Origin of the sequence: Hamadaea sp. (assembly GCF_013362815.1) — a bacterium.
In the GTDB taxonomy this organism is placed as follows: domain Bacteria; phylum Actinomycetota; class Actinomycetes; order Mycobacteriales; family Micromonosporaceae; genus Hamadaea.
The window spans coordinates 18,402-42,330 of the sequence record NZ_JABFVK010000027.1 but is presented as its reverse complement, the minus strand read 5'-3'; the positions used below and the strand labels follow the sequence as shown (position 1 = coordinate 42,330).

The following is a 23,929-nucleotide window of genomic DNA, read 5'->3' as shown; positions in this document are numbered from 1 at the left end:
TGCTTCGTCGCCCGGGTGAAGGCTGCGGTTTTCGGGTGAGCGCTGTCCGAAATCGCACCGAACAGGGTGGAGGCCGGGGGTCGCCGTTGCCGAATTGTCCGAGTTCCATGATCACGGTCAATTCTGGGCTGTGATAGCAACGCAGATTTGACCATGATCATGGGCGGCCATGATCAGCGGAAGATTCGCGGTGCCATAGCCCCACATTTTCTCCGTTGATCTCCACCAAGAACGCCGGAAGCCGACGATGATCTCCGCACGATCCCACAAGAATGTCGGGAACCGACGATCATGACCGCGCATGCCTTGCCAACAGGCTCACAGCTCAGGCCGGCCGGAGATATCGGTTTGCTACGAGCAGCCCGGTTGGGTAGGAAGGCCACATGTTGCAGGGCAGCAAGGTCGGGCTCCGGGCCCGGCACGAGGACGACATCCCGATTCTGCGGACCGAGTTGTTCAACGACGTCGTGAACGCCGCCCGCGCGGACGGCCGCCCGTGGCGTCCGCTGTCGCCCAGCTCGAACGACCCGAAGGTCCAGATCGACGACCAGGATCCCTCGAACGTCCAGTTCTCCGTGGTCGAGCTGGCCGGCGGCACCCTGATCGGCGCGGCGAGCGTGTGGGGCATCGACAACCACCATCGATCCGCACACATCGGCATGGGCCTGCTGCCGTCGGCTCGCGGCAAGGGCTATGGGACCGATGTCGTCGCGACGCTCTGCCACTACGGATTCGTCGTACGCGGACTGCACCGCCTGCAGGTCGACACGCTGGCCGACAACACCGCGATGCTGCGGGCGGCCGAGCGCAACGGCTTCGTCCGTGAGGGACTCCTGCGCTCGTCGGCCTGGGTGCTGGGCGAGTTCCTCGACGAGGTGCTGCTCGGGTTGCTGGCCGAGAACTGGAAGCCGCAAGCGCTCTAGGCCCAGCGGCGGGCTCCGGGGCCGGTGCGGCCGAGGACGTCACCGGGATTGGCGAGCTGGCAGGTCCGCATCGACAGGCAGCCGCACCCGATGCAGCCGGTGAGGTCGTCACGCAACCGCTGGAGCTGCGCGATCCGCTCGTCGAGGTGGGCCCGCCAGCCGTTCGACAGCCGCGCCCAGTCCTCCCGGGTCGGCGTACGCTCACTGGGCAGCTGGTCGAGCGCTTCCCGGATCGCCGTGAGTGAGATGCCGACGGTCTGCGACGCCCGGATGAAGGCGACCCGGCGCAGGATGTCCCGATGGTAGCGGCGTTGGTTGCTCGCCGTCCGCGTACTGCTGATCAGGCCCTTGCGCTCGTAGAAGTGGAGCGCGGACACGGCGACGCCGCTGCGCTCGGCCACCTGGCCGACGGTCAGTTCATGGGACTCGGTACGCGCCCTCGGCATGCCACCGACCGTAGCATCAGACCTGAACCTTACTTGAGGCCTGCCGCTCGAAGATCGCTGTGATCTCCTCCACCGAATGGTGCTTGGTCTCGGGCAGGAACCGCAGCACGAAGACGATCGCGACCACTGACAACGCGGCGAAGATCGTCATGACCCAGGCCAGTCCCAGCCCGGATTCCAGCGCGGGAAACGCCTCGATGAGGGCGAAGTTGGCGAGCCAGTCCACTGTGGCCGCGATCGCCGCCGCCTGACCCCGGATCGCGGTCGGGAACACCTCGCCCTGGATCAGCCAGCCGGTGCCGCCGACGCCGATCGCGAAACTGGCGATGAACAGGCTCAGGCTGACGATCACGACGGCGGTGCTCGCCGAGCCGGTGAACCAGCTCAGCCCCGCCCCTGCCACCAGCGCGAACACGGCCATCCCCGCGAACCCGCCGATCGCCAGCGGACGACGGCCGGCTCGGTCGATCCAGCGGAACGCGAAGTACGTCGCGGCGACGTTGACCAGCGTCAGGATCGTCGTAGCCTGCACGCCGGCGATGACCTCGTCGAGCTTGCTGTCACCGGTCTGGAACAGCGGCCCGAGCACCTTGGGCCCGTAGTAGAACGGCACGTTGATGCCCGTGATCTGCTGGAACGTGAAGAACAGGCACACGACCAGCAGCGCGCGGCGTACTCCCGGGGTCCAGTTCCGCCAGCGGCTCGGCGCCGCGTTCTCCTCCGCCTCGGTCAGCTCACGGCTCGCCGACGTCACCTGCTCCGTGCTCACCTCCACCCCCAGAGCCGCGAGCGAGCGGCGCGCGTCCTCACTGCGGCCCTTGCGCATCAACCATCTCGGCGATTCGGGCATACGGGTACGCAGAACGAAGCCGACCAGGGCGGGAACCGCGCCGAGTCCGAGGATCAGCCGCCAATCCAAGGTGGCGGCTTGATCCGGGAGGGTCGCATAGATGAGCCAGGCGATCAGGTAGGCCGCCAGGATGCCGACCGTGATCATCCATTGCTGCAACATCGCCAGCGAACCACGTCGCTTCGCCGGGGCGTACTCGGCGATATAGGCGGTCGCGATCGCGGAGTCGGCGCCGATCGCCAGGCCGATGAGCGTACGCGCGAAGATCAGCACCGCCGCGTTGGGAGCGAATGCCGACAGCAACGCACCACCGGCATAGATGGCGGCGTCCACGACGAGCAGGGCTTTCCGGCCGAACCGGTCGGTGAGCGGCCCGGCCGCGAGCGCACCGGCCGCGGCTCCCAGCGACGCCCCGGCGACGAGGTACCCGGTCCAGAAGTCGTTCAGCTCGTACGGGATGAAACCGAGGACCGAGCCGATGTTCGAGGTGTCGAACCCGAACAGGAAACCGCCGATCGTCGCGAGCAACGTCAGCGACCAGTAGAAACGCGTCGGCGTACGCGAGTCGAGGGTGCCGAGGATGCCGGCATCGGGGGTGTTGACCGCCGTCATGAGAGGCCTCCGGGGGTGGTGATGTCTCCACCCCCGGATAACCCCGGCCGGCTCAGCTAAACGAGATGCTGTCGATGGTTATGGTCGAGTTGCCGCCGTACCAGAAGCCCATCGCGAGCTGCGACGGCGAGTTCCGGCTGATGCCGTTGGCCGCCATCGGAATGCGGATGTCCTGGTACGCCGTGGTGATGACGGGGTGCCCGCCGCCGTCGAGAGTGAAGTCCCCGAACACCTTCGTCGTGCCGCCGAGCCCCAGGTTGAAGTGGGTCTGCTCGCCACCGGCCGCGCCCTTGATGCGGACGACCAGGTAGGTGTAGGAGCTGAGGTTCACCCCGACGTCCGAGCCGAACCAGCCGCAGTTGTCGTAGCGGAGGCTCAGCGCTCCCCCGCTGACTACGCCGGAGCCGCCGCCGTCGAGGAAGCAGTTGCCGCCGGTCCATTTGCCCAGGTCGTTGAGGTTCGACGAGGGGTACGCCGGAGTACCGTCGAAGTCGTCGAGCACCAGCCCGACGGGTGGTTGCGGCGGATTGGCAGTGGTCACCGCGACGGCAGTGCTCGCGGCCGACCGGTTGCCCGCGGCGTCCCGGGCCTTCACCGTGTAGCTGTAGCTCGTCGCCGCCGTCAGGCCGGTGTCGGTGAACGAAGTCCCCGTCGGGCTGCCGACCAGCGTCGATCCACGGAACACCTCGTACCCGGTGACGCCGACGCTGTCCGTCGACGCCGACCAGGAGAGACTCACCGTGGTGTCGGTCTTGCCGGTCACCGCCAGTCCACTCGGGACGGTGGGCGAGGTGCAGTCACCGGAGCAGCCCGTCGTCGTCGCCGAGACGGTGGCCGACGATGCGGACACGTTGCCGGCGGCGTCCAGCGCACGGACGGCGTACTGGTAGGTGTGACCCGCTGCGCGACCGGTGTCGGTGAACGAGGTTCCGGTCGGCGTACCGGCCACGACGCCGTCCCGGAGCACCTGGTACCCCGTCACGCCGACGTTGTCGGTCGACGCCGACCAGGACAGCGACACGCTCGTGTCGGTCAGCCCGGTGACGGCGAGCCCGGCCGGAGCCGACGGTGCCGTGCAGTCGCCCGTGCACGCGTTCATGCTGACCGCGCCCAGGTTGACCCAGCCGTCGGCGCCCTGGTTGGCGTTGGCGAACGACAACGGCAGGCGCGGCCGCCACTGGTCGATGATCCAGTCGGTGAGCCTCGTCTCGGCGGGACGCGCCCGCAAGACGTCGGCGGTCACCGCCTCCAGCGGGTTGCGCACCTTCAGGACCAGGCTGTAGTTCCCCGCCGGTACGCCCGCCGTGCTGACCGTCGTCGAGTAGTTCACCGGGCGGCCGAAGTCGAGGTACTTGGGATCGGCCCCGACGTTCCAGTCCGGGAAGGCCCGGATCTGCAACGGCTGCACCTGACGCAGGTCCCAGGAGGTGTCCCAGGTCTTGACGACGTTGCCGGAGCTGTCGCGCAGGCCGAGCACGACTGTCCACGGGTAATAGAACGGGGCGACGCCGTCGTTCTGCACCGTGACGCCGACCTTCATGCTGCCCGACGCGACGGAGTTGAAGTTCGCCTGCGGAATGTGCAGGTTGTAGCCCATCTTCCGCATGCCGGCCGAGACCTTGGCATCGCTCGTGCTGTAGCCGCCGGAGCCCGTCTGGTTGATCATCCAGCTGATGTGGGTCAGCTCGGTCGCGGCGAGGACGTTGTCGACCTGCCCGCCTCCGGCCGGCCAGTTGGCGTACAGGCTGCCCTGGATCTCCGGACGCGCCTCGCCGCCGATGGACTGGGTGACCCACCGGTTCTCGGTGCCGGTGTTGAGCTGGAGCTGGAGGAACGCGTCATCCCACCCGTTCATCGAGGAAGGCAGGGTCATCCCCTTCAACTGACCGTTGCGGTACTCCATGTAGGGCCACGAGTCGTCGTGGAAACCGATGTTCGCCGTCTGCGTGCCCGCGAGCGGATAACGGACCTCGACCTGGATGTTCGAGAAGGCGGCGTCGGCCGCGCCGATGATCGTGCTGATGGTCGCGTCGGTCGGCATCAGGTCGGGATAGCCGTCGGCGGTGTCCCGGTCGTAAGGCCAGGTGTGCCACTCACCCCACAGGCCGACCAGGCCCAACGTCATGAAGCCGATGCGCGGGTCGGCGGTGCCACCCGGACCGGCGTGGTCATAGCGCTGCGCGAAGGCGTTGATGAACGAGGTGAGCGCGGAGATCAGGTCGGGATCGTCGTAGTCCGGGCTGACCGTCCCCCAGAATCCATTGGTACGCAACGCGACCTTGCCGTTGAGACACGGTGGTATGCCGTTGCCGGGATGGGTGCCGCTGCCGCCCGGGTACTCCAGGTAGAACCGGAAGGCCACCTGACGGCTCCAGACCGCCGCCTCGTCCAGCGCCTTCTCGAAGACGGTCCAGTCGAAGACGTCGCAGCGGGTGGGGTCCTTCATGACTTCGTTGAGGGCGAAGTAGCTCCAGACGAGCCCGCCCGGGTACTTCGTCGACAGGTTGTCGCCGGGGAACAAGTAGGGTGCGATGCCCTTCAACGGCTGACCGACCGGTGCATCGGCGTACCCGTAGGTGTGCGTGGTGAGGCTGGTGTCCGGACCGGGACCGGCCGCCGGGCGAGTGGGCGGACCGGCCGGTGCCGCCGAGGCCGTGACGGGCAGCAGCACGACCAGCGCGGCCGCCGTGGTCACGAGGAGCTTGCGTAACGCGGGCATGGTTGTTCCTTTCAGGGACGAGGGAGGAACTGCGGGCGGTCAGCGGGTGGTGACGGCACCCAGGCGCAACCAGCCGGAGTGGGTGTCCTGGCCGGTGTTGGCGAAGCGCAGCGGGAGGCCCTGCGGCAAGGGGTTGGCGACCCGCAGGACGAGGTCGTAGCTCCCCGGGCGGAGACCCCGGAGGCCGATGTCGGTCGACAGTTCGACGGGCGTGGCACCAGGCTGGATGCCGTCGACGGTCCACCCGGTACGCCATCGGGCCACGATCCGGCCCTGCCGATCGACGGCGGCGAGTTCACCCTGCCAGGGGTAGTAGAACGGGGCGGTCCCCCGGTTGGCGATGCGCACCGAGACCCGGCCCGGACCGACGGCGGCCTCGGTGACGGTCAGCTCGTAGCCCAGCGACTTACTGGCCTCGAGAGCGCGGAAGTACTTGTCGCCGGTGTACCCGGCACCGGCGAACGCGGCCTGATTGAGGAGCCACGACGCGTGGGTCTGCGCGACCGACTCGGTGAAGTCCTCGTACTGCGCGCAGCTGACCGGTTCGTCCCACAGGCAGGACTGGATCTCCGGGCGCAGCTCGCCGCCGATCGGCTCGGTACGCCACTTGCCGGTGACGCCCTCGTCGATCAGCCGCTGGACGAAGTGCCACGAGGTCGGGGGCAGCGTCTCGAAGGCGAACGAGTCGTCGTGGTACCCCATCGCCAGGTCTTTGTTCTGCGGACTCGGATAGCGGGCGAGCAGCCGGGTCCGGTCGAACGCGTTGTCGTAGCCGGTCAGCACCTTGGTGAGCACGGCGGTGTCGGGCATCCAGTTCTCGGGCAGCGTCCAGCCGTCATGCGGCCAGGTATGCCATTCGCCCCAGAAGCCGATGAGCCCGAGGGTGATGAAGCCGATCCGGGGATCGCCGTCGTATCGCCGGCCGAACGCTGCGATGAACTCCTCCAGCGCGGTGACCAGCCGGGGATCGTCGTAGTCGGGCGAGACGCTCACGCCGTTGTTCCCGAAATCGTCGTACGCGTGTGTGACGAGCCCCTGGTCCAGCAGGTACTGCGGGATGCCGGTGGGCTGGCCGGGGTAGTCGAGGTAGAAGCGGAACACCGCCTGATGCCCACGACCGGCGATGTCGTTGAGCCGGCGTTCCAGCGCGGTCCAGTCGAAGTGGCGCGGTCCCGTCATGACATCGCGAAGTGGCAGGTAGAACCACTCCATGCTGTACGGGAAGGTCTGATAGCTCCCGGCGTACGGCAGGAAGCCTTTGAGCGGATTGTCGGCCGGCGCCGGGGCGTAGGGCAACGCTGTCCAGTTCGCCGAAGCCGGGGTCGGAGTGGCCGCAGCCGACGTGGTTCCCACAGTCAACGCCAAGGCGAGACCGACGGCGGCGGCGCGGAAGAGGGCCGGGAATGCCCGGTGACCTGGTCTTGAAGTCATGTCTGCTCTCCGGTGCGGGGGATCTTGTTGCCGAACCAATACGAAGAGGTGTTGACAAAATTTCGAAGGTCTACATCATTATTCGAGAGCGGGCCGGCTGGCAAGAGCCAACCTGACGCAGATCGATCGAGCAGATCAGAGGCATCGAACGATGCAGATCAGAGGCGGAGATGGCGGCGAGATGAGGGTGAAGAGACGGCGCGACGATCGCCGGGCGGCGTGGTGGTTCCTGGCACCGGTGCTGCTCGGGTTCGCCGTGTTCTACGGCTACCCGGCGGCGCGGGGCGTCTGGTACTCCCTCACCGACTACAGCATGCTCAACACACCGTCCTATGTGGGCGCGGAGAACTACGCCAAGCTCGCCTCCGACGGCCAGTTCTGGAACGCGCTGCTGGTCACGGCGTGGTACGTGGTGCTCAACATCGGCTCCCAGACGCTGCTGGCGTTAGGGGTCGCGACGCTGCTGCACCGCCTGACCCGCTCGGTCGTCCTGCGGGCGACCCTGCTGCTGCCGTGGCTCGTCCCGAACGTCACCGTCGGCCTGCTGTGGATGTGGTTGCTCGACACCAACCTCGGGTTCGTCAACCACCTGCTGGCGGTCTTCGACGCCGGGCCGGTCGGCTTCTTCACCGACCAGACCTGGGCGATGCCGTCGATCGCGGCGATCAACACCTGGGCCTACACCGGCTACACCGCGCTGCTGCTGTACGCCGGCATGCTCCAGATCCCGCAGTACCTCTACGAAGGCGCGGCCATCGACGGGGCCGGGGAATGGCGGATGTTCCGGGGCATCACGTTGCCGCTGCTCCGCCCGGTGCTGGCACTGGTGCTCGTGGTCTCGCTGATCGGCTCGTTCCAGATCTTCGACACCGTCGCGGTGACCACCAAGGGCGGCCCGGTCTCCGCCACCCGGGTCATCTACTACTACATCTACCAGCAGGCATTCACCTACTTCCACATGGGGTACGCCGCCGCGGCCGCCATCTGCCTGGCCTTGATCCTCGGCGTGCTCACCGCCGTCCAGATGCGCCTGCTGCGGGCGTCCCGCTCGGACCTGGCGTGAGAGGACCGATCACCATGAAGAGCAGACTGCGCCCCGGCCGCGTCCTCGCCTGGCTGGCCCTGGCCGCGTTCATCCTGATCACGTTGTTCCCGTTCTGGTGGATGGTACGCACGGCGCTGACTCCGGCGGCCGACATCTACACCGACAACGCCGGTCTCCTGCCCCGCCACCCGACGCTCATCAACTTCAGCCGCATCCTGGGTCTGGTCTCCGAGGAGCGCGCCCGGGCGGCCGGTGGTTCCGGGGCCCGGATCGACTTCGCCGGGTACCTGCTGAACTCGGTCATCTACTGTGGAGTGATCGCCGTCGTGCAGACGCTGTTCTGCGCCATGGCCGGGTACGCCTTCGCCCGCCTGCGATTCCCCGGCCGCGACCTCGTCTTCGGGATCGTCATCGCGGCGCTCATGGTGCCGCCGATCTTCACCCTGCTGCCCAACTTCATCCTCGTGAAGGACCTGGGCCTGATCAACACGATGGCCGGAATGGTCGCGCCGACGGTGCTGATGACCCCGTTCGCCGTGTTCTTCCTGCGCCAGTTCTTCCTCTCGCTGCCCCGCGAGGTGGAGGAGGCGGCGATCCTCGACGGCTCCGGACCCTGGGGCATCTTCTGGCGGGTCGCCCTGCCGATGAGCCGTGGACCGCTGATCACGATCGGCATCACCACCACCGTCTGGGCCTGGAAGGACTACCTCTGGCCGCTGCTGGTCGGCCGGGGTGAGGACAACCGCCTGGTCACCGTGGCCCTCGGGGTGTTCCTCCAGCAGTCGCCCAACACCCAACCCGACTGGACCGGACTGATGGCGGCTTCGACGCTGTCCGTCCTGCCGGTGCTCGTCCTGCTGATCCTCATGGGCAAGCGGCTGGTCCAGTCCCTCAACTTCACCGGCAACAAGTAGTCCCCGCCCCCACCAGAGAGAAGGATCCGATGAACCGCAGTTTTCGGGCCGGAGCCGCGTTATTGTCCCTGGCCCTGGTGACCGGGTTGGCCGCGTGCGGCCAGTCCGGTGACGACGACGGCTCCGCCGTCACCCTGAAGTACTGGCTCTGGGACGACAACCAGAAGGCGTCGTACCAGCAGTGCGCCGACGCGTTCCACACCGCCAATCCCAACATCACCGTCGAGATCACCCAGTCGGCGTGGAACCAGTACTGGCAGAACCTCACCACGCAGCTCGCCGCGGGCGACGCCCCCGACGTGTGGACGAACCAGGGCTCCTACTACCCGCAGTTCGTATCCTCGGGCCAGATCCTGGACATCCAGCCCTACGTCGACGCCGACAAGGTCGACCTGAGCCAGTACCAGGCCGGGCTGGCCGATCTGTTCACGAAGGACGGCAAGCGATACGGCCTGCCGAAGGACTGGGACACGATGGCGCTCGTCTACAACACCGATCTCCTCAAGGCGCAGGGGCTGGACGCCGCCGCGCTGAAAGACCTCACCTGGAACCCGGCCGACGGCGGGACCTTCGAGCAGCTCATCGCGAAGGCCACCGTCGACGACAAGGGCCGCAACGGACTCGACCCTGCGTTCGACAAGTCCCACGTGAAGACGTACGGCTTCCTGGCCGAGTGGGGCGACGGCTCGCAGGGCCAGAACGGCTGGGGCGATCTGGCCGTCAGCAACGGGTTCACCTACCTGGACAAGAACCCCTGGGGTACGCAGTACAAGTACGACGACCCGAAGCTGGCCGAGACGATCGACTGGTTCAAGCGGCTGATCGCCAAGGGATACAGCCCGGCCCTGGACAAGCAGTCGACGCTCAGCCGGGACGCGCTGATGAACGCGGGCAAGGGCGCGCTGACCTTCGCCGGCTCCTGGACGATCAACAGCTACCTGGGCGCGGACGCCAAGGCGAAGTTCGCGTTCGCTCCGCTGCCGGCCGGGCCGCAGGGCCGCAAGACGGCGATCAACGGCCTGTCCGACGCGATCTGGGCCGGCACCAAGCACAAGGACGAGGCCTGGAAGTGGGTCAAGTTCCTCGGCTCGGCCGACTGCCAGAACGTCGTCGGCGGCAACGGCGTGGTGTTCCCGGCCATCAAGACCGCCAGTGACAAGGCATTGGCCGCGCACAAGAGCAAGGGCCACGACGTCCAGGTCTTCGTCGACGAGGCACTCGCACCCGGCGGCACCTTCCTCCTGCCGATCACCGAGCACGGCAACGAGATCAGCCAGATCGTGCAGGACGCGATCCAGGCGTCGATCCTCGGTCAGTCCGATTCGGCCACCTCGCTGAAGAAGGCGAACGACCAGGTCAACGCCCTGTTCAAGTAGGCACCGCCAGACCCTGCAAGACGGCGGGCCGGGACAGCCCCCGGCCCGCCACGCCATCGCTGTATTGGAGAACCATGGCACTGCTCATCGAGCTGGCCGGGCGCACCTTCGCCCTCGAACACGACGGGCCCGGCCGCCCGCAGGCAGCTGACGGGGGCCTGATCCTTCCGCCGGGGCGTGTCGCCCTGCTGCACGGACTCGGCGACGCCGCGTTTTACCGGCACGGCTACAACTCCTGGAGCCCCTGCGGCTGGCGGCGCTTGTCCGAGGCCCCGTTGCGGATCGAGAACCCGGTTCGGCGCGTCACCGCCGACGACGATCCGTGGGACGATCCGGCGCGGCACCACTCCTCCGCCGTCGCGGCGCTGGACGGCGGGGACGGCAACGTCCTGCTGCTCGGCGGGCTCGGGTTGGGCGTACCGAGGTTGTCGGCCGACCAGGACACCCTCGCCGGGTGGTACGAGCGCGACGCGCAGCCCTGGTTCACGGCGTACGGGCCGGAGGAGGAGGTGTTCGCCGCCTATGCCCGGCAGCTCGCCGACGGGCTCGGTTCGCGGAACACCCGCGCGGGCAACGTCTGGTGCTCCTGGTACGCCTACTACGAGAACATCACCGAACAGCAGCTCGTCAAGGACGTGGACACGCTGCGCGGGCTGCCGTTCGACGTCGTCCAGGTCGACGACGGCTGGGAGGTGGCGGTCGGCGACTGGCAGCCCAACCACAAGTTCCCCTCGGGGATGAAGGCGCTGGCCGACCGCATCGCCGACGCCGGGCTGACGCCGGGGCTGTGGCTGGCCCCGTTCATCGCCTTGCCGACGTCGGACCTCGCCCGGCGGCGACCCGAGCTGTTGCTGCGGGACGCGTACGGGGACAAGGTGATCGCCGGGCACAACTGGGGCACCGGCTATCACGCCCTCGATCTGTCCACTGACGACGCTCGCGAGTACCTCGCCGAACTGACCCATCGCGTCGTGCACGAATGGGGCTTCAAGTACCTCAAGCTCGACTTCATCAACGCCGGTGCCGTGGTCGGCTCCCGATCGGACGGCGGCGAGCGGGAGGCGGCGTACCGGTCGGCGTTGCAGCTGATCCGGCAGGTCGCCGGAGACGACGCGTACCTGCTGGGCAGCGGTGCGATTCTCCTGCCGTCACTGGGCATCCTCGACGGCATGCGCAGCGGCCCCGACGTCGCGCCGATGTGGCAGAACTACGCCAGCGACGACCCCTCGGACGCGATGGCCCGCAATGCGGTCGTCAACACGCTGCACCGGTTGTGGCAACAGCCGCTCGCCGAGGTCGACCCCGACGTCGTCTACTTCCGCAGCCGGCTCAACCTGCTGACGGATCAGCAACTCGGGTGGTTGCGGGACCTCGCCGACATCTGCGGGTTCCGCGCCGTGTCGGATCCGCCGAGCTGGCTGACCGCCGCCGAGCTGGACGACCTGACCGCATACCTGGCGGCGCGGCCGGAGATCCGGCGGCTCGGGCGGTATCGCTTCGCCGTCGGCGGGCGTGCCGTCGACTTCACTCCGGTGATCACGCCGGCGGCTCAGGCGTACCCGATCTCATGACTCGACTTGCCATTCGCCGCTTATTTTGTAAACATCGTAGCGTTATTAGGCGGCGTCTCCGCGCGGAATCAAGGGGCGAATCGTGACAGATCTGGCCACCACCGGGACCGATCTGCCGCGCCTGCGCGAGCTCAATTCGCTGACCATCGTGCGGGCGCTGCGCGGCAACCCGCCGTCCACGGTCACCGAACTCTCCCAGCGCACCGGGCTGTCCCGGCCCGCGGTCGACGTGATCGCCCAAGGCCTGGTCGCCGACGGGTGGGCCACCGTTCTGGAGCCCGGGGCCAACAGCGCCGTCGGCCGCCCGGCCCGCCGCTACCAGTTCCGCGGGACCGCCGGCCACGTGCTCGGCATCGACGTCGGCGTCCACAAGATCCTCGCCTTGCTGTCCGACCTCGACGGCAACATCACCCATACGGTACGCAGAAGTGTGGCGGCCGACGCCGACCCCGCGGTCCGGCTGGCCGAACTCGACGAGGTCATCGAGACGTGCCTGACCGAGGCCGGCATGAGCCCCGCCGACATCTGGGCCGTGACGATCGGAGTCACCGGCGCGGTCGACGCCAGCGGGCGTACCAGCTTCTTCACCCCGCTGCCGGGGTGGAAGTCGGTCGACCTCCCCGCGGAGTTGGGCGGCCGGTTCTCCTGCCCGATCGTGGTGGAGAACGACTGCAAGCTCGCCGCCGTCGCCGAACGCTGGCAGGGTGCGGCCAGCGACGCCGACGACATCGTCTACCTGCTCGCCGGTATGCGTAACGGGGCAGGACTGATCATCGACGGCGTCCTACGCCGGGGCTTCGGCGGGGCAGCCGGCGAGATCGGCGCGCTCAAACAGGTCAAGTGGCTCACCGCACCGTCGCATCTGGAGAACTGCCCCGGCGTACCGGACACGGTGAGCCCGGACGACGCGGCGGCCTGGGTCTTCAACGCGGCGCGGGAAGGCAACAAGGCGGCCCGCACCGCCGTGAGCCGCTACGTCAAGGACCTCGCGATCGGCGCAGCCGCCCTCGTCCTCACCCTCGACCCGCAGGTCGTCATCTTCGGCGGTGGCTTCTCCCGATCAGCCGACCTGGTGCTCGACCCATTGCGGGCCGAGCTGCAGCGGCTGTGCCTCCGGATGCCCGAGGTACGCGCATCGACCCTCGGCGCGGAGTCGGTCGCCCTCGGTGCGCTCAAACTCTCGCTCACCGAGGTGGACGTGCGGCTCTTCGGCGCGGGGCTGTCCGCGCCGGTCGCTCCTCGCCGCGGCTGAGCCCACTTGCACTGTTGGGCGCTGGATCAGGGATCCGGGTCGAATCTTGGCGCGTTTTCGACCGAGATCCCTGATCCAGCGCCCTTGCTCTACCGGGTGATCACGTCGCGGTAGTACAGCGCGCTCTGCTTGGGAATCCGTTGCTGCGTCTCGTAATCGACCCGCACGATGCCGAAGCGCTTGGCGTACCCCTCGGCCCATTCGAAGTTGTCCAGGAGTGACCAGGCGAAGTAGCCGCGTACGTCGGCTCCCTGCCGGCAGGCCTCGGCGATCGCGTCGATGTGGGACGCGAAGTACGCCACCCGGTCCTGGTCGTCGACGAAGCCTTCCGCGTCGGGCTTGTCGTCGAAGGCGGCCCCGTTCTCCGTCACCCACCACGGGACACCGGGATAGTCCCGGGTCAGGCGTACGAGGAGTCTGGTGAGGCCCTCTGGGACGATCTCCCAGCCCATGGCCGTCACCGGACGACCGGTCGCCAGGATCTCCTCGCCGGAGTGGACGCGGCTCGAGTAGTAGTTCACCCCGATCAGGTCCAGCGGCGTCGAGATGACCTCGAGGTCGCCCTCCTGGATCGGCAGCCGAATCCCTTGTGCGGCAAGGTCGGCGACCACGTCCTCCGGGTACGCCCCGCGCACGAGCGAGTCCAGATACAGCCGCAGAGTCGAGCCTTCGGCCCGCCGAGCCGCGTCGACGTCGGCCGCCGCGGCGGTGGCTGGTTCGTGCCCGCCGAGGTTCAGCGTGATCCCCAGCGACTTCGCGCCCGCCGTACGCAGTCGCTGCGCGGCGAGGCCGTGGCCGAGCAACAAGTGGTGTGCGGCGGCGTACCCGTCGGCGAGCGACGTGCGGCCCGGCGCGTGCCGGCCGTAGGCGTACCCCAGCATGGCGGAGCACCACGGCTCGTTCAGCGTCGTCCAGGTCGGGATGCGATCTCCGAGCCGGTCGTAGACGAGCGACGCGTAGTCGGCGAACCGCAACGCGGTGTCGCGTACCGGCCACCCGCCCGCGTCTTCCAGCTCCTGCGGCAGGTCCCAGTGGTAGAGCGTGAGCCACGGCTCGATCCCGGCCGCCTGCAACTCGTCGACGAGCCGGTCGTAGAAGTCGAGCCCGCGCCGGTTGGCCGGGCCACGCCCACCGGGCTGCACCCGCGGCCACGAGACGGAGAAGCGGTAAAGGCCCACGCCGAGATCACGCATGAGCGCCACGTCCGACGGCATCCGGTGGTAGTGATCGCAGGCTACCTCGCCGGTCTCACCGTTGACGACGGCCGACGGCACCCGGCAGAAGGTGTCCCAGATCGAGTCGGTCCGGCCGTCCTCGGCGACGGCTCCCTCGATCTGGTACGCGGAGGTCGCGACGCCCCAGCGGAAGTGGTCCGGTAGATTCATGGTAAAGCTTTCCCATCGCTTTTCTAGAGAGTCGTGGACGAGGTGCGCTTGTGGTGGTGAGTAAGAGGCCGAGCATCAAAGATGTGGCGGCCCGCGCCGGAGTCTCGATGGCCACCGTGTCCCGGGTGCTGTCCGGCGACTACCCGGTCTCGGCGCAGACCCGCGAACGGGTCGAGAAGGCGGTGCGGGAACTGGACTACGTCGTCAACGCGCACGCCCGAGCCTTGCACGGCGTGACCGCCAAGGTGGTGGCACTGGTGGTCGCCGAGGTCACCACGCCGTTCTTCGCCCGGATCGCGGCCGGAGTCGAGGAGATGGCCAGCCAGACCCATCGACTGTGCCTCATCTGCACCACCCACGCCGACCCCGACCGCGAGCTCGAAGTCGTGCGCCTGATGCGCGAGCAGCGCGCCGACGCCGTGATCCTCGCCGGTGGGGTGGTGGAGAACGACGACTACCGCGAGCGGATGCGCCAGTACGCCAAGGGTCTCGAAGACGCCGGTAGCTGCCTTGTGTTGTGCGCGCGCCCGTCGCTGGGCCCGGACTTCCCGGGCATCACCGTCGACTACGAGAACACCGGCGGCGCGCACGCGGCCGTCACCCACTTGCTGACCGCCGGGCACCGGCGCATCCTGATGATCGCCGGACCGGATCGGCTGACGACCTCCGATCACCGTGTCACCGGCTACCGCAGCGCGCTCGCGGGTTACGGAGTCCCGTTCGATCCGGCCTTGGTCAGCCACGGCCCCTGGGATCGCGAGGGCGGCTACCGCCGCATGCGGGCGATCCTCGACCAGGGCACGCTCGACTTCACGGGCATCTTCGCGGGCAACGACGGGGTGGCGGCCGGGGTGCTGGAGGCGCTGCGGGAGGACGGCAAGCGCGTACCCGAGGACTTCTCGCTCGTCGGGTACGACGACACCCCCAGCGCCCGGGACTTCGATCCGCCGCTGACCTCCGTCCTGGTGCCGCAGGAGGAGCTGGGCCGCACAGCGGTGAAGCTCGCGACCCAGCGTTCCAGCGGCTCCCGGCGCGAGCACGTCATGCTCGGCACCCACCTGGTGGTGCGGAAGTCGGTGCGGCCACTGCATTAGCCGGCGTATTCCTTGGCGAACTCCTCCGCGATCTTGTCGCCGCCGCTCTCGCGCCACTTCTTGACGACGCCTTCCCAGGCGTCCATCGGTTCGCGGCCGGTGACGATCGCGTTGATCCCGTCGTTCAGCGCCTTGTTGATGGCCACGCCGTTGCGGTTCGAGGTGTCCGAGACCAATCCGACGGCCGGGTTCTTCACCGCCCGGGGCACGGCGAGCGTCTCCCACTTGTGCAGGCGCTTGACCGAGTCCGGGTCGACCCCGCTGAAGAACAGCACCCGCGGGGCCTCGGCCAGATAGCCGATCGGGAAGTTGGTGACGTTCTCCCCCGCCTTCCACAGCTCGGTCGGCTTGGGGGTGCCGTCGGCGGCCCGGGTGAAGTGCGTGCCTTCCACGCCGAAGTGGGTCAGCTCGTACTCCTTGGTGCCGAACGGCGCGGCGAGGAAGTCCAGCACCCGCAGCAACATCTGCACGCGCTCCGGCGACGCCTTCTTCAGCACGGTGTACCCGAAGACGCCGGAGCCGGCCATGATCGTCGGAGCCGCCGAGCCGCCCTTGAACGGCAGCGCCAGATCGACGGCGTACGCACCCTTGACGCTGGTGACGGCGGGGGCGAAGGCGGCGAGCCCGTCGGTCATGCTCTTGAGTGTGCCGTTGTAAAAGTAGGTCTTCATGTCGACCGTGCTGATGGACATGGTGTCCGGGTAATACGCCCCCGCCGCGAACAAGTCGCGGGCGAACCCGAGGGCCGCCTTGAACTCGGGCAGCGTCTCGGCTTTGACGAACTTGCCGCCGTCGAGCTTCCAGTCGTTGGGCGAGCCGAAGGCGCCGAGGTGGAACTGCCGGATGCCGAACTGGTTGCCCTTGTTGGCCCCCATGCCGTACTGCTTGTTCTTGCTCAGGGCCTTGACCGCGGTCGCGAAGTCGTCCTTGGACCACGACTGGTCGTTCGCGCCGACCGAGGTGAACGCGTCGCGGTTGATGAACATCCCCCAGCCGGGCAGCGGCCGCTCCAGCGGGATGCCGTAGAGCCGCCCCTTCACCCGGCCCATCCCCTGCCAGGCGTACGCCGGGAGATTGGCGAGGTTCGGGTACGCCTTCACCTTGTCCCCGGCGAGGAAGTCGGACAGATCCGCGCACTTGGCCAGGACGAAGTCCTGCTCCCGGGGCAGCCGGTGGCCGCCGCCGATGCTGATGATGTCCGGCAGGTCGTCACCGGCGGTCAGGGTCGCCATCTTGGCGTCGAAGTCGGCGTCGGGGATCAGCGTCAGCTCCAGGTCGATCCCGAGCGCGTCGTTGATCGCCTGCCACAGCTTGTTCTGCTCCTTCGGCGTCGGCGGAGTGCCGTAGGTGACGGCGACCGCGCGTACCTTCGAGCCGTCGCCGGGCTTGGCCTTGCTGGCGCTGACCAGGTTCTGGGGGTAGACGGTGTAGCCGGGCTGCACTCCCTCGGCGGTGCCGGGCAGGTCGGCCGGCGGACCGGCGAACGGGACGTAGGTGGGCCACGGCACCTTCTCGGCGCCGGCGTTGCCGACGGAGCCGGGGCTTCCGTCGCCGCACGCGCCGACCGCCGAGGAGACGGCCGCGGCAGTCGCGCCGAGCAGGACGGCACGCCGGGACAACTGGGTCATGGGAGGGGTCCTTTCGCTGAGGCTCAGGTCTTGATCGCGCCGGCCAGTACGCCGCGGACGAAGAACCGCTGCAGGAACGGGTAGACGAGCACGATGGGGATGGTGGCGAGGACGACGACGGCCATCTGCACCGTCTGGGGGGCCGACATCAGGCCGGCTTCGCCCGCCGACGGGTCGGCGAGCTGCCCGCCGGCCAGCACATAGGTACGCAACACGAGTTGCAGTGGCCACTTGGCCGGATCGTCGAGGTAGAGCAGGGCGTGGAACCACGAGTTCCAGTACGAGACGGCGTAGAAGAGGCCGATGACGGCGAGCACCGCCCGCGACAACGGGATCGTGATGCGCCACAGCATCTTCCACTCGGACGCTCCGTCGAGGCGGGCGGCCTCGTAGAGCTCCGACGGCAGGGATTGGAAGAACCCGCGCATCACGACCAGGTTGAAGGTGTTCACTAGGACCGGGGCGATGAGCGCGGCGTACGCGTTGAGCAGGCCCGTCTCCTTGACGACCAGGTAGGCGGGGATGATGCCGGGCGGGAACAGGAAGGTGAACAGGACTAGCAGCATCAACGGCTTGCCGCCGTAGACGCCCGGACGGCTCAGCGCGTACGCCAGCAGCACGGTGCAGGTCAGGCTCAGTGCGGTGCCGACGATCGTCACGGCCAGGCTGACCAGGGTCGCCCGCCCGACGATGCCGCCGTTCAGGATCTCCCGGTACGCCGCGAGACTGGGTCGCTCCGGCCAGATCACCCAGCCGCCGTTCGCGACGACGTCCCGGGGATCGGCCAGGCTGGTCGAGACCACCACGAGGAACGGCACGGTCACCAGGGCCAGGACGACGACGACCGTCACCGCCTTGGCGAAGCTCGTCACCGGGCGGGGCGGCTCTTGCCACTTCGGACGGACGGCGGTCACTGGTACACCCCCGACTCGCCCAGCCGATGGGAGATCTTGTTCGCGGCGTAGACGAGGATCGCCCCGACCACTCCCTTGAACAGGCCCGCCGCCGCGGCGTACCCGAAATCTCCGGCCTGGACGCCGCGGTAATAGACGAAGGTGTCGATGATCTCGCCGGCCTTCGCCCCGACGGAATCGCGTTGCAGGAGGATCTGCTCGAAGCCGACCGACAGGATCTCGCCGAGCCGGAGCACCAGCAGCAACACGACGACGGTCCGGATTCCCGGCAGCGTGACGTGCCAGAAGCGTCGCCACGGCCCGGCACCGTCGATCGCGGACGCCTCGTAGAGCTGTTCGTCCACTTGCATCAGTGCGGCCAGGAAGATGATCGTGCCCCAGCCGGTGTCCTTCCAGATGACCTGGGCCACCAGCATCGGTTTGAACGCGTCGGGGTTGCCGAGGATCTGCACGGTGTGCAGGCCGCCGTCGGCGAGCAACCCGTTCAGTACGCCGGTCGCGCCGAGCATCTGGTGGAACAGCGCGACGACGATGACCCACGAGATGAAGTGCGGGAGGTAGACGACGCTTTGCACGAACCGCTTGATGCGTACGTGCATGATGCTGTGCAGCAGCATCGCGAGCGCCAGCGGCGCCGGGAAGAAGAACACGAGCTGCAACAACGAGATCTCGACGGTGTTCAGCGTCGCGCGCCAGAAGTCGGCGTCGCCGAGCAGCCGTTCGAAGTTGTCCAGCCCGACCCAGCGGCTGTCTTTGAGTCCCAGGAACGGCACGTAGTCGAGGAACGCCAGGGAACTGCCGAACATCGCGCCGTACTGGAAGACCAGGTAGTAGAGCAGCCCGGGGAGGACGAACGCGAGCAAGATGCGATCGCGCCGCCAACGACGGGCCTTCGTCGACGGGACTTCCTTCACCACGCGGAGAAAGTAAAAGCTTTTCTACTGGCCTGTCAAGGGCAGATGAACTCCTGGCCGTTTTATGGCGGTTGCCCCGTCCACAACCGTGGATTATCGTGCGGAACTGCCATAGGAGACGTTTTCTATCGGCGGCCACGTCAAGTGCGGGAGGCATAAAGTGCAACCGGTGGGAATGATCGCGATGTCGCCGAAGGTGGCACCCGGCGTGCTGCCCGAGGATCTGCTTGACCGGCTCGCCCGATCACTGCGCCTACCTCAGACCGACCCGGTGGAGCGATTCGACGACCAGACGCTCGCAAGCCTTGCCCCCGTTGAGGTTCTGCTCACCAGCTGGTCCTGCCCCCGCATCGACGCCCGGGTGCTCGACGCCGCTCCCCGACTGCGCGCCGTCGTCCACGCCGCCGGATCGGTGAAGGCTCACGTCGACCCCGAAGTCTTCACGCGCGGCGTACTGGTCTCGTCGGCGGCCGACGCGAACGCCGATCCGGTCGCCGACTTCACCGTCGCCGTCATCACGCTCGCGGGCAAGCGCGGCTTCCGGCACGCCAAGGCGTACGCCGCGGGCAAGGTTCCGTCGTTCGACGAGCGCCGGGGCAACGACGGCCGCGTCATCGGCGTGATCGGCGCGTCCCGGATCGGCCGCCGAGTCATCACCCGCCTGATCGCCGCCGGATATCGAGTCCTCATCTCCGACCCGTACCTCGACGTGGTCGACGCTGCCGGGCTCGGGGCCGAGCTCACCGAACTGGACGAGCTGTGCCAAGCGTGCGACGTCGTCACCGTCCACGCACCGCAGTTGCCTTCGACGCGTCATCTCCTCGACGAACGCCGTCTTGCGCTGCTGCCAGATGGGGCGATCCTGATCAACACCGCCCGTGGGTCACTTGTGGACACTGATGCGCTCGCCCGCGAATGCGCCAATGGCCGGATCGACGCCTGCCTCGACGTCACCGACCCGGAGCCGCTGCCGCCCGGCCATCCGCTCTTCCAGCTCGACAACGTCTGGATCACTCCGCACATGGCCGGCGTCCAGGGCCGGGAGGTACGCCGCCTCGGCGAGTACGCCGTCGCCGAAGTCGAACGCCTCCTCGCCGGGGAGCCGCTTCTCGGCCGGGTGTACGCCGACCAGCTCGCGCTGCTCGCCTAGCCGCGCCCACGCGGCCGCCCCGCCGGGCGCGGCGCCCGTGCGGCGCCCCATGGCGCACCATGATCAGCGGAAGATTCGCGGTGCCATAACCCCACGAAACTTCCGCTGATCAAGGAGGTGCCGATCAAGGAAGTCCGTGCAGAACGAAGACAGGTCAGCCCAACGCGTTGAAGACGGCTTCGGCGCGGTCGCGCTTGGAATAGAGCTGCCACGCGGCGTCGGCGAGCTCGTCGGGGTCGAGGACCGGAATCGCGCCGTTGGACTCGGCACTCATGAACCGATGGATGTCGCCGCGTTCGATCAGACCGCCGATCGTCAGGGTGCCGGCGTACACGCCTTGGTCGGCGAGCCCGGCGTTCAAGGTCACGGCGTAATTCCGCAGCGCCGCCGAGGAGAGCGCGAGATTGCCCAACGCGGGCATCGGCACCACCGAACTGAGCCCGCCCGCGAACAGGAGACCGCCGTCGCCCCGGGCGACCATGCCGGGCAGGACCGCGCCGACGAGGTCGACCGCCGCGTACACCCAGGTCATGGCGGTCCGTACCGAGTCACTGTCGGCCTGCGTGACGGGCTTCGGCCGGTCGGCCGGGTCGAGCGCGCCCGGGCCGTAATAGGCGATGTCGATCGCCCCGAACCGAGCGCCGATGGCATCGACGGCGGCGTCGAGCTGGGCGCGGTCGCGGACGTCGGCGACGAACGTGTCCGCCTCGATGCCGGCGTCGGCGAGTGCGCTGCGATAGCCGGCGTGCCGGTCCGGCGTACGCGACACGAGCGCGACGCGATGACCTTCCCGGCCGAAGCGATGCGCGATGGACAGCCCGAGTCCGGGTCCGGCACCGAAGACAGCGAGTGTTCCCACGATTCCTCCCAAGTTGAGGTAACCCTCAGGTTAGGCTCGACCGTAGCACGAACCTGAGGGCTACCTCAACTTTGTAGGATGGTAGGCGTGACCACGGGAACCAAGCCGCTCCGGGCCGACGCCGCGCGCAATCGCGACCGGCTTCTCGCCGCCGCGAGCGATCTGTTCGCCGAACGCGGCCTGGACGCCCCGCTGGAGGAGATCGCCCGCCGAGCCGGGGTGAGCATCGGCACGCTCTACAACCACTTCCCAACCCGCGACGCCCTGTTCGACGCGATCATGCCGACGCGGATCGCCGTCCTGCACACCGGAGCGGAACAGGCGCTCGCGGAGCCGAACGCCTGGACCGGGTTCGTCGCCTTCACCGAGACCCTGTTCGCGTTGCACGCCGAGGACCGCGGCCTGAATGACGCGCTGGCGCAACGCGTACCGCTCTCGCCCGGAATCGTCGAGGCCTGCCACCGGACCTTCCGATACATCGAACGGCTCATCGTCCGGGCGAAGGAGGACGGCCAACTCCGCGAGGACTTCGAGGCGGCCGACTACGCGACGCTCATCTGGGCCATGTCACAGGTCATCCGCGAATCGACCGGCGTCGCGCCGCTGGCGTGGCGGCGGACTCTCGCCTACTTCCTCGACGGCCTGCGGGCGGGAGCCGCCCATCCCCTGCCCGCTCCCGCGCTTACCCCGAAGCAGCTCACCGCCATCATGGCGGCTCCGCCGAACGGAGAGTCGCGAACTCAGACCGCCGCATCTTCGCGTACCGGCTGAAGCTCACCACCGGTGACGAACGCGCGGCGCGGGTGCTGCACCGAGGCGAGCGAGACGATGTCGCGGCCGTAAGCAACGGCGGTCAGCCAGATCGCCGCGACCCGGACCTTGCGCTCCCAGCTCGGCACGGCGAGCACGTGGTAGCCGCGATGCATGAGCCAGGCCAGCAGGCCTTTGATGACGATGCGGCGGTATTGGAAGATGCCGCGGCCGAGCCCCAGGGTCGCGATCGTGCCCAGGCTGTTGTGCGCATAAGGCTTGATCCGGCCACCGCGCAGGCTCGCGACGATGTTCTTGGCCAGTAGTTTGCCCTGCCGGACCGCATGTTGCGCGTTGGGGACGGTGACCGCGCCCGGGCCCATGGCCAGATCCGGAACCGCCGCGTCGTCGCCCGCGCCCCAGGCGTCCGGGATCGCCTCGGCGTCCGTGCCCACGCGCAGGTCCGCGCGCACGACCAGCAGGCCGCGTTCATTGACCGGCAGATCGGTGTGGTTGTGCACCAACGGATTCGCGTCGTTGCCGGCGGTCCACACGATCAGGTCCGAGTCGAACTCCTCGCCGGTCGACAGGACCACGTGTCCGTCCGCCGCCGAAAGCACCTGCGCGTTCAGGTGGACCCGGCCGCCGCGCCGCTCGAGCGCGCGGACGACCCACTGCCCCGGCCCATCGGTGACCTCCGGGAGAATCCGGCCGCGGGCCTCCACCAGGTGGAAGGCCAACTCGCTCCGGTCAATCTCGGGATACGCCTTGAGCAGCGACGTGGCCAGGGAAAGCAGTTCGCCGAACCCTTCGACTCCCGAGAACCCGCCACCGACGAACGTGACCGTGAGCAGACGCTGCCGTCGCGGCCCCGGCGGCAGGACCGACGCCCGGTCGAACGCGGTGAGCAGCCGATCCCGGATCGCGACCGCCTCCTCGACGTGCTTCATGCCGATCGCCTGCTCGGCCACCCCGGGAATGGCGAACTTGCGGGTCACCGCGCCGGCCGTGACGACGATGATGTCGTAACCCAGTTCGAAGGGCTCGCCGTCGGCCGGCTGCACGATGACGGTCCGGTGAGCATGATCGACCTTTGTCACCGAACCGGCGACGAGCCGGGTCTTACGCAGGTGCCGCCGCAAGGACACCGCGGCGTGTCGGGCCTCGACCGCACCGGCGATCACCTCGGGCAGGAACGGCTGATAGGTCATGTACGGCCGGGGGTCGACCACGACGATCCGAGCCTCGTCCCGCCGGAGCTTCTTCTCCAGCTTCCAGGCGGTGTAGAAACCGGCGTACCCACCGCCGACCACCAGAATCGTACGCATTCGGTCCTCCCACGATGCCGCGTCGCGTGTCACCCTCTAGACCAGGTAGCACCCCGTTCTGTGACAGCCGGACATGTGACGGTCGTCGCTCGGCGTCGTTGCTGAAGAAGGCGCGTCACTCCATCCGGCGTCGCCGGAAAGGGCAAGACATGCGAACCAGTCGGCTTGAGGCGTTCAGCGACGGTGTGCTGGCGATCATCATCACGATCATGGTGCTGGAACTCAAGCCACCGGCCGGGCACGAACTGTCCGACCTCATCCACACTTCCGGCGTCGGTCTGCTGACCTACCTGCTCAGCTTCGTCTACGTCGGGATCTACTGGAACAACCACCATCACATGTTCCACCTGGTCCAACGGGTCACCGGCGCGATCCTGTGGGCCAACCTGGCGCTGCTGTTCTGCCTGTCCCTGCTGCCGTTCACGACGGCGTGGATGGACGAGTCGGACTTCGCCCACACGCCGGTCGTGATCTACGGCGTCAACCTGCTCGGCGCCGCGATCGCGTATTTCGTACTGCAGTCGGTGATCATCCGGCACCAAGGCTCCCAGTCGCCTCTACGCAAGGCCGTCGGCCGCGACATCAAGGGCAAACTCTCCCCGATCTTCTACCTCGCCGGCATCTTCAGCGCGCTCCTCATCGACCCGCACGGCGGACTCGGCGTCGTCATCGCGCTGGCCTGTTTCGTCGCCGTCGCCATCATGTGGATCGTCCCCGACCGCCGCATCGACCGCGTCGCCCGCCAAATCGAGGACCGCTGAGGTCGGC

The 23,929-nt window shown here is 68.2% G+C and carries 20 protein-coding genes; 10 read left to right on the top strand and 10 right to left on the bottom strand.

The genetic code is table 11. The annotated features are described in order from the left end of the window. Positions 1 to 383: 383 nt before the first annotated feature. On the top strand, positions 384 to 923 hold the full coding sequence (locus tag HOV77_RS15335) for a GNAT family protein (protein ID WP_290862740.1): 540 nt from the start codon (positions 384 to 386) through the stop codon (positions 921 to 923). Here HOV77_RS15335 and soxR read toward each other — a convergent pair. Genes soxR through HOV77_RS15315 form a run of 4 tightly spaced genes read right to left on the bottom strand, consistent with a single transcriptional unit; the run spans position 920 to position 6,981 of the window. Next, on the bottom strand, positions 920 to 1,369 hold the full coding sequence (soxR, locus tag HOV77_RS15330) for a redox-sensitive transcriptional activator SoxR (protein ID WP_290862739.1): 450 nt from the start codon (positions 1,367 to 1,369) through the stop codon (positions 920 to 922). The two genes, HOV77_RS15335 and soxR, sit on opposite strands and share 4 nt — an antisense overlap. Before the next feature lie 16 nt (positions 1,370 to 1,385). Beyond that, positions 1,386 to 2,831 (bottom strand): sugar porter family MFS transporter, encoded by a 1,446-nt coding sequence (locus HOV77_RS15325; protein WP_290862738.1) that lies wholly within the window; start codon positions 2,829 to 2,831, stop codon positions 1,386 to 1,388. A gap of 52 nt (positions 2,832 to 2,883) precedes the next feature. After that, positions 2,884 to 5,550, bottom strand: a complete 2,667-nt coding sequence (locus HOV77_RS15320; RefSeq protein WP_290862736.1) for a fibronectin type III domain-containing protein — start codon at positions 5,548 to 5,550, stop codon at positions 2,884 to 2,886. 39 nt (positions 5,551 to 5,589) lie between these two features. Then, complete coding sequence (locus HOV77_RS15315; protein WP_290862733.1) at positions 5,590 to 6,981, bottom strand: DUF4832 domain-containing protein; 1,392 nt, start codon at positions 6,979 to 6,981, stop codon at positions 5,590 to 5,592. Positions 6,982 to 7,162: 181 nt separating this feature from the next. Here HOV77_RS15315 and HOV77_RS15310 point away from each other — a divergent pair, with 181 nt between their 5' ends. The 5 genes from HOV77_RS15310 to HOV77_RS15290 all read left to right on the top strand — a co-directional run bounded on the left by HOV77_RS15310 (position 7,163) and on the right by HOV77_RS15290 (position 13,139). Continuing rightward, positions 7,163 to 8,044, top strand: a complete 882-nt coding sequence (locus tag HOV77_RS15310; RefSeq protein WP_290862731.1) for a sugar ABC transporter permease — start codon at positions 7,163 to 7,165, stop codon at positions 8,042 to 8,044. A 14-nt stretch (positions 8,045 to 8,058) separates the two neighbouring features. Next, entirely contained in the window at positions 8,059 to 8,940 is an 882-nt protein-coding gene (locus tag HOV77_RS15305; RefSeq protein ID WP_290862729.1) for a carbohydrate ABC transporter permease, read from the top strand. Between the two features lie 29 nt (positions 8,941 to 8,969). After that, entirely contained in the window at positions 8,970 to 10,316 is a 1,347-nt protein-coding gene (locus tag HOV77_RS15300) for a sugar ABC transporter substrate-binding protein (RefSeq protein ID WP_290862727.1), read from the top strand. 74 nt (positions 10,317 to 10,390) lie between these two features. Beyond that, positions 10,391 to 11,887 carry a glycoside hydrolase family 36 protein gene (locus HOV77_RS15295; RefSeq protein WP_290862725.1) on the top strand — a complete coding sequence of 499 codons (1,497 nt, stop codon included), beginning with the start codon at positions 10,391 to 10,393 and terminating at the stop codon, positions 11,885 to 11,887. 82 nt (positions 11,888 to 11,969) lie between these two features. Further along, on the top strand, positions 11,970 to 13,139 hold the full coding sequence (locus HOV77_RS15290) for an ROK family transcriptional regulator (RefSeq protein WP_290862723.1): 1,170 nt from the start codon (positions 11,970 to 11,972) through the stop codon (positions 13,137 to 13,139). A gap of 89 nt (positions 13,140 to 13,228) precedes the next feature. Here the strand turns inward: HOV77_RS15290 and HOV77_RS15285 are convergent, their stop codons facing one another. Next, positions 13,229 to 14,524: a GH1 family beta-glucosidase gene (locus HOV77_RS15285; RefSeq protein ID WP_290862721.1), complete on the bottom strand. Its 1,296-nt coding sequence runs from the start codon at positions 14,522 to 14,524 to the stop codon at positions 13,229 to 13,231. A 56-nt stretch (positions 14,525 to 14,580) separates the two neighbouring features. Between HOV77_RS15285 and HOV77_RS15280 the strand changes: the two genes are divergently transcribed. Continuing rightward, the gene (locus HOV77_RS15280; RefSeq protein WP_290862718.1) at positions 14,581 to 15,618 is read left to right on the top strand and encodes a LacI family DNA-binding transcriptional regulator; all 1,038 of its coding nucleotides are present in this window, start codon (positions 14,581 to 14,583) and stop codon (positions 15,616 to 15,618) included. On the opposite strand, the gene HOV77_RS15275 is transcribed toward HOV77_RS15280, so the two are convergent. The 3 genes from HOV77_RS15275 to HOV77_RS15265 are packed head-to-tail and all read right to left on the bottom strand — an operon-like array spanning position 15,615 to position 19,077. Beyond that, entirely contained in the window at positions 15,615 to 17,246 is a 1,632-nt protein-coding gene (locus HOV77_RS15275) for a hypothetical protein (protein ID WP_290862716.1), read from the bottom strand. The genes HOV77_RS15280 and HOV77_RS15275 overlap by 4 nt on opposite strands. Before the next feature lie 23 nt (positions 17,247 to 17,269). Next, positions 17,270 to 18,160 carry a carbohydrate ABC transporter permease gene (locus tag HOV77_RS15270; RefSeq protein WP_290862714.1) on the bottom strand — a complete coding sequence of 297 codons (891 nt, stop codon included), beginning with the start codon at positions 18,158 to 18,160 and terminating at the stop codon, positions 17,270 to 17,272. After that, positions 18,157 to 19,077: an ABC transporter permease subunit gene (locus HOV77_RS15265; RefSeq protein WP_290862712.1), complete on the bottom strand. Its 921-nt coding sequence runs from the start codon at positions 19,075 to 19,077 to the stop codon at positions 18,157 to 18,159. The genes HOV77_RS15270 and HOV77_RS15265 overlap by 4 nt, the downstream gene beginning before the upstream one ends. A 172-nt stretch (positions 19,078 to 19,249) precedes the next feature. Between HOV77_RS15265 and HOV77_RS15260 the strand changes: the two genes are divergently transcribed. Next, entirely contained in the window at positions 19,250 to 20,224 is a 975-nt protein-coding gene (locus HOV77_RS15260) for a hydroxyacid dehydrogenase (protein ID WP_290862799.1), read from the top strand. 154 nt (positions 20,225 to 20,378) lie between these two features. Here HOV77_RS15260 and HOV77_RS15255 read toward each other — a convergent pair whose 3' ends face one another. Then, entirely contained in the window at positions 20,379 to 21,083 is a 705-nt protein-coding gene (locus tag HOV77_RS15255; RefSeq protein ID WP_290862710.1) for an SDR family NAD(P)-dependent oxidoreductase, read from the bottom strand. Positions 21,084 to 21,170: 87 nt separating this feature from the next. On the opposite strand from HOV77_RS15255, the gene HOV77_RS15250 reads away from it, so the two are divergent. Then, on the top strand, positions 21,171 to 21,854 hold the full coding sequence (locus tag HOV77_RS15250) for a TetR/AcrR family transcriptional regulator (RefSeq protein WP_290862708.1): 684 nt from the start codon (positions 21,171 to 21,173) through the stop codon (positions 21,852 to 21,854). Here HOV77_RS15250 and HOV77_RS15245 read toward each other — a convergent pair. Further along, entirely contained in the window at positions 21,824 to 23,161 is a 1,338-nt protein-coding gene (locus HOV77_RS15245; RefSeq protein ID WP_290862706.1) for an NAD(P)/FAD-dependent oxidoreductase, read from the bottom strand. The genes HOV77_RS15250 and HOV77_RS15245 overlap by 31 nt on opposite strands. 149 nt (positions 23,162 to 23,310) lie before the next feature. Between HOV77_RS15245 and HOV77_RS15240 the strand changes: the two genes are divergently transcribed. Then, the gene (locus HOV77_RS15240) at positions 23,311 to 23,922 is read left to right on the top strand and encodes a TMEM175 family protein (protein ID WP_290862704.1); all 612 of its coding nucleotides are present in this window, start codon (positions 23,311 to 23,313) and stop codon (positions 23,920 to 23,922) included. Positions 23,923 to 23,929: the final 7 nt, after the last annotated feature.

Coding starts and splice junctions, on each gene's coding strand:
- HOV77_RS15285 (WP_290862721.1), bottom strand. CDS start 14,524: ATGAATCTACCGGACCACTTCCGCTGGGGCGTCGCGACCTCCGCGTAC.
- HOV77_RS15335 (WP_290862740.1), top strand. CDS start 384: ATGTTGCAGGGCAGCAAGGTCGGGCTCCGGGCCCGGCACGAGGACGAC.
- HOV77_RS15275 (WP_290862716.1), bottom strand. CDS start 17,246: ATGACCCAGTTGTCCCGGCGTGCCGTCCTGCTCGGCGCGACTGCCGCG.
- HOV77_RS15260 (WP_290862799.1), top strand. CDS start 19,250: ATGATCGCGATGTCGCCGAAGGTGGCACCCGGCGTGCTGCCCGAGGAT.
- HOV77_RS15295 (WP_290862725.1), top strand. CDS start 10,391: ATGGCACTGCTCATCGAGCTGGCCGGGCGCACCTTCGCCCTCGAACAC.
- soxR (WP_290862739.1), bottom strand. CDS start 1,369: ATGCCGAGGGCGCGTACCGAGTCCCATGAACTGACCGTCGGCCAGGTG.
- HOV77_RS15320 (WP_290862736.1), bottom strand. CDS start 5,550: ATGCCCGCGTTACGCAAGCTCCTCGTGACCACGGCGGCCGCGCTGGTC.
- HOV77_RS15325 (WP_290862738.1), bottom strand. CDS start 2,831: ATGACGGCGGTCAACACCCCCGATGCCGGCATCCTCGGCACCCTCGAC.
- HOV77_RS15305 (WP_290862729.1), top strand. CDS start 8,059: ATGAAGAGCAGACTGCGCCCCGGCCGCGTCCTCGCCTGGCTGGCCCTG.
- HOV77_RS15245 (WP_290862706.1), bottom strand. CDS start 23,161: ATGCGTACGATTCTGGTGGTCGGCGGTGGGTACGCCGGTTTCTACACC.
- HOV77_RS15240 (WP_290862704.1), top strand. CDS start 23,311: ATGCGAACCAGTCGGCTTGAGGCGTTCAGCGACGGTGTGCTGGCGATC.
- HOV77_RS15315 (WP_290862733.1), bottom strand. CDS start 6,981: ATGACTTCAAGACCAGGTCACCGGGCATTCCCGGCCCTCTTCCGCGCC.
- HOV77_RS15310 (WP_290862731.1), top strand. CDS start 7,163: ATGAGGGTGAAGAGACGGCGCGACGATCGCCGGGCGGCGTGGTGGTTC.
- HOV77_RS15300 (WP_290862727.1), top strand. CDS start 8,970: ATGAACCGCAGTTTTCGGGCCGGAGCCGCGTTATTGTCCCTGGCCCTG.